This window comes from Metamycoplasma spumans, assembly GCF_041026625.1.
GTDB lineage: Bacteria > Bacillota_I > Bacilli_A > Mycoplasmatales > Metamycoplasmataceae > Metamycoplasma > Metamycoplasma spumans.
Genome location: NZ_CP163393.1, coordinates 582,957 through 599,529, shown reverse-complemented (window position 1 = coordinate 599,529; position 16,573 = coordinate 582,957). Strand labels below are relative to the sequence as shown.

Genomic DNA, 16,573 nt, shown 5'->3' with positions numbered 1-16,573 from the left:
TCTATTATATTTTAAAAAAAATAGCCGAAGCTATTTTTTGAAAATTATCAGATTTTAACACGTTTTTTAGGGTCTAAATACATCTTATCGCCCTTTTTAATGTTAAATGTTGTATAAAAATCATCTGAGTTTTTAACTTGAACATTAACTCTTAATTTTGCTGGTGCATGAACGTCTGTATCAAGAAGCATCTTTTGGGTTTGTTCTCTGTATTTTGTTCTTCAAATTAAAGCGAAGTTGGTATAGAAATCTTTTGCTGAAAAGTCACTTTCTAATTTAGCAGCTTCTAAAGCACATGAAAGACCCCCGGCATCAGCAATGTTTTCTGAAACAGTTAAACGGCCGTTACATTTACCAACATCTGTTTTAACACCATCGAATAGCTCAACCATTTTTTCAGCTCTCATGTCAAATTGTTTTCTGTCTTCTTCTGTTCATCAGTTAATCATGTTTCCGTTTTCATCGAAGTTAGAACCATTGTTGTCAAAAGCGTGAGAAATTTCGTGAGCAATTACCGCTCCAATACCGCCGTAATTTTTAGCGCTTGATTGATTTTCGCTATAAAACGGAGCTTGTAAAATTCCGGCAGGGAAAACTATTTTATTTTGACTTGGGCTAAAGTATGCATTAACCATAGCTGGTGTCATTGATCATAAGGTTTTGTCAATCTTTTTAAGATATTTATCGAAACGATCTTGTTTAATAATTTTTGTAAATTCTAAAGAGTTTTCGAATAGATCATTTCATCCTTCGTAATTTTTAACAATTAGTTTTTCATAATATCCATCAATTGTTTCAGGATATCCTACATAAACTTCCATTTTATTTAATTTTAAGATAGCTTTTTCTTTAGTTGCTTGACCTAGTCAATCGTTTTCTAATAATCTAGCCTTGTAAATATTAATCATTTTGAAAATCATATTTTCAAGGTTTTCTTTATTTTTCTTTCCAAAATATGTTTCGCCGTAGTATTTACCATAAACCATTTTGTAAAATCCGAATGTTACGGCATCAAGTGCTTGTCTTTTGTTATTAGGAGTTTTCTTTTGACCTCTTAAAGCCATTTGGTATTCTTTAGCAATATCACGTGTTTTATAATCCAAATATTGAGCTTTGTCAATAATTGTGTGAATATATAAAAATGCTTTATATTCATCAAATGCTTCAGCAATTAAAACTTCATTATATTTTTGAACTAAAGTTTTAGATACTGAAATAATTACATTAACATCTTGTTTAACTAATTCTTTTAGTATTGCGCTAAATTTAAAGGCTTTAATGGTTTTGTCAACTTCTTCCATTTCTACTGGATTGTATATATTTGACATAACCGCACTTTCTTCAGCTGTTAAAAGAAGCGGAGAAATTCTTGTATCTCATTTTAAAGCAAGCTCTACTAGCTTTTTATTTTCTTCTTCATTTTTGTTTACCTTTGCTAGTAATTTCATTGCCATGTTACTTCAAATTTTGTATAGCTCAGCCTTTTTATCAGCATTTTCATAATATCTTTTTTCTGGCAAGATTGCATGTGGGTCAGAGATATAGATAGTTTCTTGATCACTATTTTTAAAATCTGTCATTACAAATAAAGGAATTGGCATTGCTAAATCTAATAATGTTAACTCTGCATATTGTTTTTCTAAATCTGCTCAAGAGTTTAATTTATTAACTCTATCTAATAAATTCAATAAAGGTTTAACACCACTCATTCTTCTTTGTTTACCGTCAGAAACTAATTTGTAATATTTGATCATTTCTAGCATTGCGGGATTGTTTTTTAATTCACTATCATCTTTTACTCATTTGTCAAATAAAGAAATCTTTAGTTTTACTAGTTGATCATCAATTGATGAAAATGAACCTATGGCAGTTTTATGTGCGGGTATTTCGTGTTTTTTAGCTCACTCAGCATTGATTGCTTCAAAAAAGTCATCTTTTATTAATTTTTTATTCATATAGCCTCCTATTGTGTATATAAAATATCTTGTGTGTGTTTATATAAAATCTTACGATAGCTTTTGTAGTCTAGCTTTTCGAAAATAATTTTTGTGCCATTAGCATTTAATTTATCAAATAAACCATTCATAAATAGTAGGATTTCGGGTTCATTTAATCTGCTTGACAATTTACAGTCAATAATAACGAATTTTACTCAGTTATCAACTATTGAAAGAATGTCTTCATTAATACTGCTAATTTTTAAGCAAAAGCCACGTTTCTGTTTTTCGCTTTTAACAATATTTTCTTTTATTTTTTTAATTGCTTTAAATGTTGTGAACTCAATAACTTGTAAAAAACCATCAAAATACTTATTAGCATTTGCAATTTTTTCGAAATCTATTGCATTGAAGATAAAGTCTTTAAGTGTAATGATTGAATAATTAGGTCTAATATGCCTAATTTGGCTATAAATGTTCACATATATATTTTTATAGATATCTAACTGGGTCAACGTTTCTGCGTCTTCGCAGCCTAATTCAGAAAAAATATCTGGTATTATCAGCTCTTTCATTTCTGTTTTTTGGCCCTGTAAATTTCTAAAAATAATTTTTTTACTTTCAAGATTAACATTGGCAGACCAATTTAAAATATTTTGATAAGCCAATGAAAATTGATGGTATTTTTCACTTTCTAATACATTTTTATCAGGCTCGAATGACCTATATCTTTTGTCTGTAATTGAATAAATTTTTAAATAATCAAAAAACTTTTCAAATTCATCTTTCGTTTTTTCAATTAATAACGAGCTATCAATAATAAATATTTGCCTATAAAGCTTTATATAGTTATAAGACCATTCGACGAATTGCGAAGCGACATATTTAGCTCTATTATTGCCAAATCTTGATTCGGTAAAAACAAAAAATAATTTATTTCAATCTAAAAATACTTTTACGCCTTGAATTGAGTTTTTGATTGCGTTTTCTTTAAATAGATTAATAAAGTTTTGAACATTGTATATATTTTTGATATCGAGTGTGAATAAAACAGCCGTGTATTTTTCTTTCGGTTGCGATAAAAAGGTTAAGTTAGTTTCAATATCTTCAAAAACTGAGTTTTCTCTAATATCTTTTTCTTCTCATGAAAAACTAGCCATAATTTGATCGTTATCATAATTTTGTATGGTTATGTTTACATAAGTAATTAATTTAGAATCATAAGGAGAAGTTATTTCAGTATCAATAGATTCATTTAAATTATTTTGCAATATATCCATAAATTTTTCTTTAGTAGATTTGTCAAATACTGCAATAAAGTCGTCTAGTTTTACTCATTGACCGCTAATTATATTGAGTTTTTTGTAAAATCACGGTTCATTGTACATTGCTGAATCTGGGTTAGCAATTTTTATTCTTAATTTATTCATATCTATTAATAAAACTAAATTGCCATTAGAATTTTGTATTTTATTTGCTTTAGTCTTTGTTATAAAGTAAACAACAGTTAAAGTAACTGAAATAATAAAAACAATTAATAAAACTCATAATGAAATAATGTCTGCATTTGAACTACTATGATTTATTTTTTTTATAAGATTATTCATTTTCATCTCATTTTTTAATTGCCATATGATTTTTAGCAAACTTTTTGACTTTTTTGTCAATATCGAATTTAACTTCAATTATATCGTCAATTATGTCGAGTATTACTCCCTTACCGTAAGTTTTGTGAGTTATAAAATCTCCGATAATTAAATTTTCATTGGTTTTATTTTCTGTAGCCATTGAAAAGCTACTTGCGATGTTTATTGATCTGCTTTCTTTGATTCCGGCTTCTTTTAGAAAACGACTTTTTTTATTAATACCATTTCTACCAACTGAAAATGAAAGGAAAAGTTTCTTTTTAGCTCTGGTCATTGCGACATAAGCAAGTCTTCTTTCTTCTTCGAGACCTTCTAAATTTTCAGCGGTTTGAGTTTTTAAAAATGTGAAGTCTTTTTGAGGTGACACTAGGATTGCTCTTCTAAGAGGGAAGATATTTTCTGCTAGTCCGGCAATAAAAACATAGTCAAATTCCAACCCCTTGGCGTTATGAACGCTCATTAATGAAACATAACTCATTGCATCATCTTCAACATCTCTATCGGTTATTAAAGTGATTTCTTGCAAGTATTCGTCAATACTTCCGTGAGGATTTTTCTTTTCTCATGCTTCGATAGCTTCAATTAGTGAGGTGAAGTTATCCATTCTGTTTTCGTATTCTTCTTCAGAATTTTTAATCTCTTCGAAATATTTAATCCGATTAATCATAAACTCTTTTAAAGTTAAATAAATTGGGTTAGTTTGTATTGCTCTTCTTGCTCATCTGATTTCGTTAATTAGACTTGCAATATTTTTTAATGTTGATATTGAAATTTGTAACTCATCTTGGATTTCTGAAAACTTAGTTTCTAAACAACGGAATAGATCCAAGTTTTCTCTTCGTGAAAAGTTTAATAATTTTTCGATTGTTACATCACCAATTTTTCTAGAAGGTTTGTTAATTATTCTTAAAAGCGAAATTTCAGAACCATCGTGTATTACTCTTAAATAAGCTAGAGCGTCTTTTATTTCTTCACGTTGATAAAACTTAATTGAACCGAATAACTTGTATATTGTATTTTCTCTAACTAATGCTTCTTCAAGAGCTCTTGAGTAACTGTTTACACGATATAGAATAGCGATATTTTTAAGTTGAACTCTATTTCTTTTTAACTCTGATATTTTATTAGCAATTCACCGTGCTTCAGCATCATCATTAAAACCACAATAAAATTCTATTTCTTCACCTTCTTCATTTTCGGTAAACAACTTTTTATCTAATCTCAATTTATTTTTAGCAATTAAATTATTTGAAACTTTTAATATTTTTTTAGTTGAACGATAGTTTTCTTCAAGTTTTACAGTTACTGAATCAGGATAATCTTTATCAAAATTCATAATAATGTTAATATCTGCGTTTCTTCAAGAGTAGATTGTTTGATCTGGATCACCAACGATTGTTAAGTGATGAGAAGAAGCTAATTTTTTCATTATTTTGTATTGTAAAACACTTGTATCTTGAAATTCATCAACTAAAACATGTTCAAATCTGTTTTCTCATTTTGCTGCTATTTGGCTAAAATTAGGGTCGTAAAATAATTTATAAACAAAAAGAAGCAAGTCATCAAAATCTAAAGAACGCGATCTTTCAAGGTGAGCTTGGTAGTGTTTATAAATTAATTCTTTAGTTTCGTGAGTTTGTTTTTCTATTAGTGAATCATAATTATCATCGTTTGATGAATGCATATGATTTTTATCATCAAATGTAGGTAATTGATTTTTTTTGTTTTGAATAAAAGAAATAATTGAAGAGTAAGTATATTCTGTTTGCGATATTTCTAATTCTGAGTAAACAATTTTAAGAATTTCTTTTTGATCTAATTCGTCAATGATTTGAAAGTCGTTATTGTATCCTAGGTTGTGAATTTCTTTTCTTAAAATTTTTGCACACATTGCGTGGAAAGTTGAAACGATAGGACTTTCTGAAATATTACTATTTGCAAGAATTGAAAAAACCCTCTGTTTCATTTCGTTTGCTGCTTTATTAGAAAAAGTTAAAGCTAAAATTTTAGAAGGTTCCACTCCTAAGTTTTCTATTAAGTATGCAATCTTATAAGTTAGAACTCTAGTTTTGCCAGAACCTGCTCCAGCAATAATCCTAAGTGGCCCTTCGTTATAAATAACTGCACTTTTTTGTTGTTCGTTTAACAGATTGATATCAATCATGAATATCCCCCCTAAAAATTAATAATAATAATTATAACATATTGACAACCAGTAAACACTTCGCTACTTAATAATTAGCAATTTTTGTTAATAATTAGGCCTTTATAATGACTTAATTTGCATAAAAAAATACAAACACAAAAAAAGTGTTTGTATTTTAATTTTCATACTTAATTATTGGCAGTTTTCTGTAAACTGGAACAATTGAATTATCGTTTAAATCAGGTTCCTCAACTTCTTCAAATTTATTTATTCAAACAGTGTATGTTTGCGAAAATTTATCATTAAGCCCAATTTTGCTTATTTTAGCGTTTGATAAAATAAAAAACGTTTCGACAAATGCGGCTATTGAAGCTAAAATTGTAGGTAATAATAAAAATAATTTTTGTACTTTATTTAACGGTTGAGTTTTTTTGTTTATTAATGCAGCTTGTTCGAATGTTTGAGGCGAAACTAAAATTGCAAAGGCAATAAATACAAAAAATCATATGAAAGCAAATAATCTTTGCCTGTCAAAAATAGCTTTGACAATACTAGTTTTTGGATCTTTTGCAATAACTTTAATTTTGCAAATCGCCATCCCGACAGTTTTGCCATTTCATAACATTGGTATAAATAATCAAATTATTAATAAACTAGAAATAGCTATTGACAATCACAAATAGTAATTTAATAAATTATAAAACTTCCCGGTTTTATAATTAAAGGCTAAAAATGACGTTGCTATTAAAACGGCCAAAAATATAATTAAGTCAATAATGGTGGCGAGTAATCTTATTCAAAACCCAGCCTTTTTGTTTATTTTTATCATTTGAATTTTTTGTAAATTGATTCTCAATTAGAAGAATCTAAAACTAATTTTAAAAGTTCTTTTGCATTATATTTTTCGAAGTAAGGGTTTTTTTCTAATTCTTGTTCTCAAACGGGAAGGTGTTTTTTAATTTCACTTTCGAAAGCTAACTTGATATTTTTCAAAGAACGTCACTCTTGAGTATTCCTTTTAATCTTACACATACCAATATAACCAGCTCCATAGTAGCATATATTAATAAATTCGGCAAATCTTAGAGCATTTATTTTGTCTGGGCATTTTTCTTGCGCTAGGTTAATAATTGTGGTTCATGTTTTAGCAAGCGATTTTGGATTTAATAAAATCGGATCATAATTTCAGTCTTCAACTCAGGTGTTTTTGATAAAAGCAAATGTTTGCGAATTTAATAGTCCTTTGTATGTGCTAGCAGGCGTGTACTGAAGGTTAATATTTTTAAATTTTTGAGCATTTAAAATATCTTTAAATATTTCACTTTTAATAACAATATTAAAAGCAACGGGAGCTGTAAATAAAATCGGCTCATCACTATTTTTTAAATTTATTACAAGATTTTCATCAAAATTTTCACCATTAAAATCAAGGTTTACTAAACCTTTTACACTTCCTAATATTTCAATAAAGTCAGGTTTCACTGCACTTTTTTCTAAATAGGAATTAATACGTTTGGTGAATTCTTTTTTAAGAACTGTGTATGAATATAGTATATAAACATATTCAGTTTCAACAAATGACATTGCCTGTTTGATAACTATGTCAATTAATTGATGTGCTGAGTTTATAATTACTTTTAAATTGTCTTGAAATTCAGATTTTAGTTTTGCAATAGCCTTAAAATCTTCGTCTTTAGGTTGATCTACTATTAATATAACATTAAAATTTTTCTCGGTTTGTTTTTTTAAATTTCTAAATATTTCGTCAAGAGTTATTGAAGGACGATAAATTGGTACGATTAATGTAAGTGTTTTCGATTGGCTCATAACTACATTTTAATTGATCCAGCAACTCTTGGGAAAGGTATCACATCTCTTATGTTTGATACACCAGTAACATACATTACTAATCTTTCAAAACCAATTCCAAAACCACTAGATGGAGCATATCCAAATCTTCTTAAATCTAAATATCATTTTAAAGGTTCTTGAGGAATCTTCAATTCATTCATTCTTTGAAGAAGTTTATCGTATCTTTCTTCACGTTGGCTTCCACCTATTAGTTCACCTATTCCTGGAACAAGTAAGTCGAAAGCTGCGACGGTTTGATTATCTTCATTTTGATACATGTAGAAAGCCTTAATATCTTTAGGATAATTAATAACAGCAACAGGTCCATTAACTATTTTATCTGATAAGAATTTTTCATGTTCTGAAGCCAAATCCATTCCAAAGTGAATATCTTTTTCTTCAAATTGTTCTGCAAAAGGTTTTAATTTTTCGACAACGTCTTTATATTCAATAACTGTTAATTTTTTATCTAAGAATTTATTTAGTGTAGGTAATAATTCATTATTTTGCAAGTTATCTAAAAAGGCCATTTCATCTGGGTGATTGTTAATTGTGTTTCTAATTGCATTTTTTAATAAATCATCTGCAAGGTCGATAATGTTATTTAATCTATAAAAAGCGACTTCTGGTTCTATCATTCAAAATTCAGCTAAGTGACGTGATGTATGTGAATTTTCAGCTCTAAATGTAGGCGCAAATGTATAAACTTTTTTAAATCCAGCAGCATATGATTCTGCGTGTAATTGTCCTGTTACACCCAAAAATGCTTTTTGTTTAAAGAAGTAATCTTTGCTTTCATCATCAACTAATAAGGTTTCTCCCGCTCCTTCACCGTCGTTTGATGTAATAATAGGAGCAGCAACATTTAGAAATTCGTGTTCTTGGAAGTATTTGTGAACTTCGAATAGTAATGAATTACGAATAATCATAACTGCTCTAAATAAGTTTGTTCTGTGTCTTAAATGAGGTATTTCTCTTAAAAAGTCTAGAGTTGTTTCTTTTTTTTGTATAGGAAAATCTTCAGCAACATTATTAATTAAAACTAAGTTGCTTGCATTTAGTTCAAAAGGTTGTTTTGCTTCTGGGGTTAAATGCAATTGTCCAGAAACTTTAAGAGATGCTCCCATTAAGATTTTGTCAGTGTTAAATTGATTATTTAAATCCCCTTTAATTACAACTTGTAAATTTGATACACTACTTCCATCATTAATGGTAATGAATCTTATTTTATCATTACCTCTGTTTGATATTACTCAACCTTCTACGGTAATTTCTTGTAAATCTGTTAAGGTGTTTATTTTTTTTAACATAGTTTTAATTGTCATATATTGCTCCTGTAAATATTTTTATATAATAAAATTAATAATATACTTATAAAATTATAATCGAGAAAACGAACATGGTTATAAATATTATTATTTGTATATTAATGTAAATATATTTTAGTCTAATTAATGTGTAGTCATAAAAAAACGAGGATTAATTCCTCATTTTTTTATGACTTAGTTGTTTCATAGTAATATGTAGAAATTTTTGTTCTTAAATTGTTATCAATTATAGGGTATGAGAATAACTTATATTCATTAGTTGACTCTGGTTGCTCGAAAATTGTAATGGCGGTTTCATCGCCTGCAAAATATCATTTTAAGACAAACTCATATGTAATTCTATTTGTTGGAGTGTATGATACATAGTCAAAGTTTGCTATGTCTGAAATAGAACTATCTGAGAATAAATCTGCTAAGACATCTTCGAACAATTTATAACCGTTTTCTAAGTTATCACGCATTATTAGAAATCATTCATAATTTTTAGAATCTACTGGGTTATTAATAAAATTATCAAATTTTTCTTCATTTCATTTTACAAAAGAGTCTTGAGTAATGTCGGCGTCCGCAAATTCTTCTTTTATTAAATCAATAACTTTACTTTTTTCCTCATTAGTCAAAGGAGTTAATTCATTAATTAATAATTGTTTTTGCTCTTCGATTATTTGATCAGAAAGTTGTTCTTTAAATTCTTTAAAGAATTGAGTTTCAACTTCTGCAATTGAAGTTGCCATTGGTTTACTGTCATAATTTTCGTTTCCTTGATTATTGTGGTATAACAGTTCGCCTAGTGTCTTTGTAAATGTATCGGCTTCCTCTTTTGTAAGACCCTTAGATAATATTCAATTATCCATTAATATATAATTGTATTTTGGTCTAACAAATCTTACATTACCTTCTTCAACGGTTGAAAAATTATCTTCTGAATAATAAGCATCTAAGGCATCGCCATTGTACATTACAGCAGCATCTGATCTGCCATTTTTAGGTTCTATTAAATGATTTAATAATTCAAGTCCGTCAGATGTTAAAAAGTTAAATTTTGTGTCTTTTATATCGTGTCCGGTAGCGGTTTTAATAAATCTATTAAAACTATCTATTGCAATTTTATAATTATCTTCACCAAAATTGAATAGTTGTGTTCCCTTAACATTTTTAGTAAATTTTTCTTCTCAACCTTCGCCGTATGTCATTGCGCCTATCATTAGGTTATCTAAATATGCATTAGTTCAACCAAAATGTTCGTAGTTCGAACCCTTTAAAACGTTGAATATTTGTTGTCATTCAAATTTTAAGGTTGCTTCATTAAGTTGTTCTTCAGCTTTTGAAACATTTAAATTTGGGCGGGTCTTTTCATTAATGTTGTATGCTATGCCCTTGTCTTGAGTGTAATAAGGAAGAATATAATCATAAAAATGATCTCAACCACCATTAAACTTAGAAGGTTCTGAATTTTTAATACGATAATTTAAAGCTTCTCCGCTTTGATTTCTATCGATTATAAACCCGGTATCTTTTCCTTCTTTTTCCATTTGGTCTAATTTTGACAGTATTAAAGCGTCAAAATCTTCTAAATGCTTAACGGTATTTGGAGTATAGTATTTTTTTCTATTTTCTCATTCGTTTGAGCCCGGTCCATAAATAAGTTCAAAGTCGAATTTTTGTATTTTTTTATCAATGATAAGTTGAGCCGCTTGGAAATCCGAACCAACACCAGCAATTGCTTTTTCTTGGGTAATAGCTTGTGTAAATTCGCTTATTTCTTTAAATTCCTTGTAATTGTATTTAGTTTTTAATTTTTGAATAATTTGTGGTGATAAATATGATTCATAGTTATACACGCTTGGTCTATATTGATTTGTAGCTTTAACAACAATTGCTATTGAAACGGTAACAATTATAATAACTATAGATAATACATAAAGAATCGCTTTTCAAATTTTTTTACGCAATTTATATTTACCTCTTGTTATGCATTTAAGCCCGTTTTATTTTTGCGTTGTAATTGAATTGTTTTTTTATTTTTAGCTGCTTGCGATCCTTTAATTGCTACATAAATTGTATTTCCGAAAATTACTACAAGTAATGATATAGCTCCAATTGCTAATGATCAAGCTTGGAATTGCCCTTCATATAGTTGTGTACCTAATGTTTCGGTGTTTGAGACGATTCTTGTAATAATAAAATCGTCGAAAGAAAGTGTCATTGTTATTATAAATGTAAAGCCGATTGAACCTAACATATATACAAAATATGTTTTAAATCATGTTTTAAACTTTGAATATCCCAAGTCTTGGCTAGCTTCAAATATGTTTTTAGAAAACTTATCACTTTTAGGAAGCATAATTAGAATTCCATATGGCAAGCACATTACTGTGTGCCCAATAATTGATCTAAAGAAGCCTTCGTTTGTTGCTTTTAAGGTTCCGAAAAAAATTAAGTTTAAAACTATAGCCAACGTTAAACCAGTAATAACATCAGGGTTAATCATTGGAACATTAGATGAGGCTTGAACAAATGTTCTTGAAGTTTTATTTTTATGTCTTCATAAAGAAAAACATGTTAATAAAGAAATTACTATAACTAAAATTGATGTAGAAATTCCTAGTAGTAAAGAGTTAACGAAAGCTAATCCGTGTGATTTTGAGAATAATTCTGTATACGCTTCAAATGAAGTTCTATTTCAGGTTGTAACTGAGAATATACCTTTATCTGATGGAGCGTTAAAGCTGTACACTGTACCAAACAATATTGGTAAGTAAAGTAGGGCAAGAATTATGAAAACATATGAGTGTTTTAAAAAACTCTTAAATTTATTCATAAACACCCCCTTGTTTTTTCTTGCTAATTAAATAAGGAATACCATAAATAATTCCATAAATGGTTAGTAGTACTGCTAAAGTGATGATAACTAACGTTGATGCGTTTGCTAAATCGAATGGATTTGCTGTGTTAGCGAATTGGTTAATTAAATTACCAATAAGTTGTTTTTGACTACCATTAGGTAGCAATTTGTCAGAAATAATAATTGAAGTGGCGGCCATCATTAAAACAATACCAAAACCACTTAATATTGCTTTTGAACAGTATGGGATAATTACTTTAAATACTGTTTGAAATTTTGAATAACCCAAATCTTCTGACGCTTCTAATATATTTTTGGGCATATCTTTTAAAACTTGATATAGTGGCATTACCATGAAAGGTAAGAATAAATAAACCATACCAAAAATAATAAAGAAATTATTGTTTAATTGATTTTCATCGAATATTGCAGAAAATAAACCTCTAACTGCAAGTGCTTTAGAAATGGTAAAAATTGCCAATGGACTTAATATTAAAGTTAGTCCCAATGTTCTAAAGATTACCGATTTGCTTCTTGCGACAATAAAGGCATATGGAAAACCAATTATTAAAGCAAATATCGAAGCAACCAATCCTGTGCCTAAAGAACGGCCGATAATTAATCATGTTGATGATTTGCCAGCGATTTCTCAGTTTTCTAGTTGATGCTCTGAATTTAGTGGTTTGAACGCATAAACAAAAATTAAAATTAAAGGAAGAATAATAAATAAAAATGCGAATATTAAGTATGGAACTAAGAGTGAAGCCTGTAACTTTGTCATTCCACCGAATCACTTAACTGCTTTTTTACTTAATTTATTATTGTTTTGACGTTTTGAAGTCTCTGAAAAAATTTTTTTATTCATTTTCTACTGTATTTTTTTCTGCGGCTTCTAATTTTAAATCTTTTTTCATTAGATGAACTGAATCTATATCTCAGTCAAGATATACCTCTTTACCAACATTATGTTTCGAAGAAGTTTCAACATAAATAATTTTATCCTTAACTTGAACTTCATAGTTATAGTAACTACCACCATATGTTGATTTAATTATTTCACCAATTAATTTGGCACGACTTTTTACTCTTGTAATTATGACATCTTCAGGTCTGATCAAGGCATCTAATCTTTCGCCCGGGTTAAATTCTGTATGAATTGTTTCAAAAGTTTTATTCATAAATTTAACTTTTCCTTCTTTAACAAATTCTGCATTAAAGAAGTTTGAGTCACCTATAAAATTTGCAACTCATTTATTAACAGGATAGTCATATAATTCTTTAGGAGTTGTAAATTGTTCAACTTTACCATCACGAATAACTGCTATTCTATCACTTAGTTGTAATGCTTCATTTCTATCGTGTGTAACAAAAATAAAAGTTAATTTTAGTTTTTGTTGAATATCACGTAACAATGATTGCATTTTTTCTCTAATTTTAGCATCTAGTGCTGATAAAGGCTCATCTAGTAAAAGAATTTCTGGTTCAATAACTAAAGAACGGGCAAGTGCAACACGTTGTTTCATCCCTCCTGATAGGAAATTAACGTTTTTCTTTTCGTTTCCTTCCAATCCTACAAGTTTCATTATTTCTTTTACTTCTTTATCCATTTCGGAGTTAGTAATAGAACGTGTTAAGTACCTTTTTTCATAGTCTTCAGTTTTCAAGTCTTTGTAGTTTTCTCAGTATGAATATTTGAAATCAAGATCATCAATTCATGATTGGTATTTATTACGTTTTTTAAGTGAAAGCTTTTCATTTTCTAAAAGCTTCTCATATTGTTCCATAGTTTTGTCAAGATTTTTCATCTCCAATTGAGCTTTTTTAGTTCATTTCTTTTGTTGAACTTTTAACTTGTTTTGAAATGATTTAGGAATATCTTCTTTAGGTATTCTTTTTAGTCTTAGTCCATATTTAATATTATTTTCAACATTTAAATGTGGAAATAATGCATAATCTTGAAAAATAGTTGAAACATCTCTTTTGTGGGGTGCTAAATCTTTAATGTCTTTACCGTAGAATTTAACTTCACCACGGGTAACTCATTCAAAACCACCTATAATTCTTAATATTGTAGTTTTTCCAGAACCTGAAGGTCCTAACAAAGTGATAAATTCACCTTTTTCTATAGAAAGATTAACATTGTCTAAAACTGTTTTTTCTTCAAATTGTTTAACAACGTCAACTAACTCAATGATAGGTTCATCATTTTTAAGGATTTTACGAACTTTTCTTTCCATTGTTGTCCTTTCATAACTTTATTATGATTTAGTTTTTTGATAATAATAATCAATAACTAATGTTTTTAATTCCAAGTCTAATGGTTGATATGCCCTATGTTTTACTGTTTTATTTGATTTGGGATTGAAAATTTCAAGAGCAACTGTGTCCACTTTTTTATTGTTATCTAGGAAATATCATTTTTCTAAAAATTCATTGATACCAATGAAGCCTGGAGTGTAATTTATGGTATCAAAATTTAATATTGAAGGCATATTTTCATTTGCGAATGCCTCTTTAAAAAAGTTATAATTTTCAGCAAAAAAATTATTATCAATTTCGTGTAAAGATTTTGTCTTATTTAAATCTGAGTTGTTAAATAAATTATCTTTGTACTCATTTTCTTTACTTTTATCATTTTTCATTAATAATTCATACACATTATTTATGTATTGTTTTTCAATTTCTTCATAACTATATTCACTGCCCTTAAAAACATCATGATACATATTTTCTAAAAATTTATTAGCATCTTTATCTTCTGTATCACGAGAAATTATTCAGGCGTCAATATTCATGTAATTATTCTTTGGTCTTATAAAACTGATATGGGGCTTAGTTCCTAATATTTCAAAATTATCTTCACCATAGTATGCATCTAATGCATCACCGTTATACATAATAGAAATATCTGATTTACCATTTTTCGGCTCAATAATAGAGCTAACCAATTCTTGACCGTCTGTAACTAATTTATTTACATTTGAGTTTTTAATAGAAAATCCTGTTGAGTTTTTAACCAATTCCACAAAGTAGTCTATTATTTGCTTGTAATTTGATTTATTTATATCTTTTCATTGATTATTTGCATAATAAGAAGGTTCTTTATTTGATTCATATCCATAAAACTCACCAATCATTGCATTGTCTAAAAATCAATTTGTTCAATAAATGTGAGGATTTTTGTATTTTGAAGTTAAAAGTTTAATTATACCTTCTCAAGTAGTTTGTTTTGAAACATCATCAAATGTAGCATTTTCTTTAATATTATTTCTTGAAGTTGTTTCGTCAGGGGTTTTATCAATATTATAAACAATCATTTTATCTAATATAAAGTAAGGTATTAAAAACTGATAAAAATGATCAATACCAGCTTTGCCATCGATTTCAAAACCTAAAATGTTATTTTTACTTTGATCATAATATAAAAAAGGCTTGAAATAATCATAATTAATTGTTTCTCATTTTTCTTGAATCGTATTTTGAGGATTATTTTCCTTAATTTTTTCAATAATTCATTTATCGAAATAACTAAATTGTTCATTAACTAGCTCTGGGTATAATTTAGTAATTTCATCTTCCGAATTAAATTTACGATTAAAAGCTTTTTCAAAATTTATTTTTCTAAGTTTTTTATCTAAAACTAGCTGAGCAATTTGATAGTCGCTTCCAACCCCAGCAACAGCCTTTTTGTTATTTATAGCACGCGTAAATTCATCTAAATTAGTAAACACGTGATATGAATAATTTTTCTTCAATTTATTTACAATGCCTTTATCTAAATAAGATTCGTAATTGTAAATGCTTACTTTATAAGGATTTGTTAATTTTAAAGCAGTGATTAAAACTAATATTCCAAATGTAAATATCACAATGAGGGATATAAGTATTAATCGAGTCCTGTGAGTTATTCTTCTTTTTTCGAATTCCATTTTTAATATCCTAATTTTTTAATTTTTTGCTCATCATCAACTCAGTCATCATTCACTTTGACTTTAATTTCTAAATATATTTTATGGTCAAAAACTTGTTCCATTTTTTTTCTTGAATTCATTGATATAGTTTTTATCATTGAACCATTTTTACCTATTATAATAGCCTTTTGAGAATCTTTCTTAACAAAAATAGTTGAATGTATTACATAAGGTTTGGTTTCATCATTTGGTTCTTTGAATTCGTCGATCATAACTCCAATTGAATGCGGAACTTCAAAGTATAAGTTTTTTAGTGCAACTTCTCTAATTATTTCCTTAGCCATAAATCTAAGTGAAACGTCACCAATTTGATCATCTGGATACAATTCATCTGATTCATATGTATGTTTTTTAATTTCATCTAAAAGATCGATATAAGTATTTTTCAAGTTTAAACCAACACCAAAAACTTTTGAAAAACCTAATTCTTTTAATTCCATAGCTTTTTCATTCAACTTTTCTCTATCATTAACTAAATCAACTTTAGAAATTAAAGCAAATTTATTTTTAATGTTAAGTTCATTTAATTTGTTAATTATAAATTTATCACCTTTCCCAGTAATTTCATTTCCGGGTGTTAAAAACAAAACAACATCAGATTCTTCTAAAATTTTGTATGACTTTTGATTTAATTTTTCTGATAATAAAAATTCAGGTTTGTGTATTCCGGGTGTATCAATAAATATAATTTGATAATCACCTTCGTTATAAATTCCTCTTATATCATCTCTAGTCGTTTGCGCAGTATTTGAAACAATAGATAAATCGTATTCCAAAATATTATTCATTAATGTACTTTTGCCGACATTAGGTCTGCCAATTAAACCAACAATACAAACTTTTTTCATC

The 16,573-nt window shown here is 27.9% G+C and carries 12 protein-coding genes; all 12 read right to left on the bottom strand.

From position 1 onward, the window contains the following. Nucleotides 1–44 precede the first annotated feature (44 nt). The 12 genes from AB5V95_RS02570 to era all read right to left on the bottom strand — a co-directional run bounded on the left by AB5V95_RS02570 (nucleotide 45) and on the right by era (nucleotide 16,572). The gene (locus tag AB5V95_RS02570) at nucleotides 45–1,955 is read right to left on the bottom strand and encodes a M13 family metallopeptidase (protein ID WP_369085801.1); all 1,911 of its coding nucleotides are present in this window, start codon (nucleotides 1,953–1,955) and stop codon (nucleotides 45–47) included. A gap of 8 nt (nucleotides 1,956–1,963) precedes the next feature. After that, on the bottom strand, nucleotides 1,964–3,544 hold the full coding sequence (locus AB5V95_RS02565) for an MHO_4530 family protein (RefSeq protein WP_369085800.1): 1,581 nt from the start codon (nucleotides 3,542–3,544) through the stop codon (nucleotides 1,964–1,966). Then, the gene (locus tag AB5V95_RS02560; RefSeq protein ID WP_369085799.1) at nucleotides 3,537–5,747 is read right to left on the bottom strand and encodes an ATP-dependent helicase; all 2,211 of its coding nucleotides are present in this window, start codon (nucleotides 5,745–5,747) and stop codon (nucleotides 3,537–3,539) included. Before AB5V95_RS02560 ends, AB5V95_RS02565 begins: the two co-directional genes overlap by 8 nt. 157 nt (nucleotides 5,748–5,904) lie before the next feature. Further along, nucleotides 5,905–6,558, bottom strand: a complete 654-nt coding sequence (locus tag AB5V95_RS02555; RefSeq protein ID WP_027122463.1) for an RDD family protein — start codon at nucleotides 6,556–6,558, stop codon at nucleotides 5,905–5,907. Further along, the gene (locus AB5V95_RS02550; protein ID WP_369085798.1) at nucleotides 6,552–7,556 is read right to left on the bottom strand and encodes a glycosyltransferase family A protein; all 1,005 of its coding nucleotides are present in this window, start codon (nucleotides 7,554–7,556) and stop codon (nucleotides 6,552–6,554) included. The genes AB5V95_RS02555 and AB5V95_RS02550 overlap by 7 nt, the downstream gene beginning before the upstream one ends. 2 nt (nucleotides 7,557–7,558) lie before the next feature. After that, nucleotides 7,559–8,905: an asparagine--tRNA ligase gene (asnS, locus tag AB5V95_RS02545; RefSeq protein ID WP_369085797.1), complete on the bottom strand. Its 1,347-nt coding sequence runs from the start codon at nucleotides 8,903–8,905 to the stop codon at nucleotides 7,559–7,561. A 170-nt stretch (nucleotides 8,906–9,075) separates the two neighbouring features. Further along, the gene (locus tag AB5V95_RS02540; RefSeq protein WP_369085796.1) at nucleotides 9,076–10,860 is read right to left on the bottom strand and encodes a hypothetical protein; all 1,785 of its coding nucleotides are present in this window, start codon (nucleotides 10,858–10,860) and stop codon (nucleotides 9,076–9,078) included. Nucleotides 10,861–10,877: 17 nt separating this feature from the next. Beyond that, the gene (locus tag AB5V95_RS02535; protein WP_027122467.1) at nucleotides 10,878–11,729 is read right to left on the bottom strand and encodes an ABC transporter permease; all 852 of its coding nucleotides are present in this window, start codon (nucleotides 11,727–11,729) and stop codon (nucleotides 10,878–10,880) included. Continuing rightward, nucleotides 11,722–12,618, bottom strand: a complete 897-nt coding sequence (locus tag AB5V95_RS02530) for an ABC transporter permease (RefSeq protein ID WP_369085795.1) — start codon at nucleotides 12,616–12,618, stop codon at nucleotides 11,722–11,724. Before AB5V95_RS02530 ends, AB5V95_RS02535 begins: the two co-directional genes overlap by 8 nt. Further along, nucleotides 12,611–13,990 (bottom strand): ABC transporter ATP-binding protein, encoded by a 1,380-nt coding sequence (locus AB5V95_RS02525; protein ID WP_369085794.1) that lies wholly within the window; start codon nucleotides 13,988–13,990, stop codon nucleotides 12,611–12,613. The genes AB5V95_RS02530 and AB5V95_RS02525 overlap by 8 nt, the downstream gene beginning before the upstream one ends. A gap of 21 nt (nucleotides 13,991–14,011) precedes the next feature. Beyond that, nucleotides 14,012–15,682 (bottom strand): hypothetical protein, encoded by a 1,671-nt coding sequence (locus AB5V95_RS02520; protein WP_369085793.1) that lies wholly within the window; start codon nucleotides 15,680–15,682, stop codon nucleotides 14,012–14,014. 2 nt (nucleotides 15,683–15,684) lie between these two features. After that, a complete protein-coding gene (gene era / locus AB5V95_RS02515) occupies nucleotides 15,685–16,572 on the bottom strand; it encodes a GTPase Era (protein ID WP_369085792.1) in 888 nt (295 codons plus the stop codon). Nucleotide 16,573: the final 1 nt, after the last annotated feature.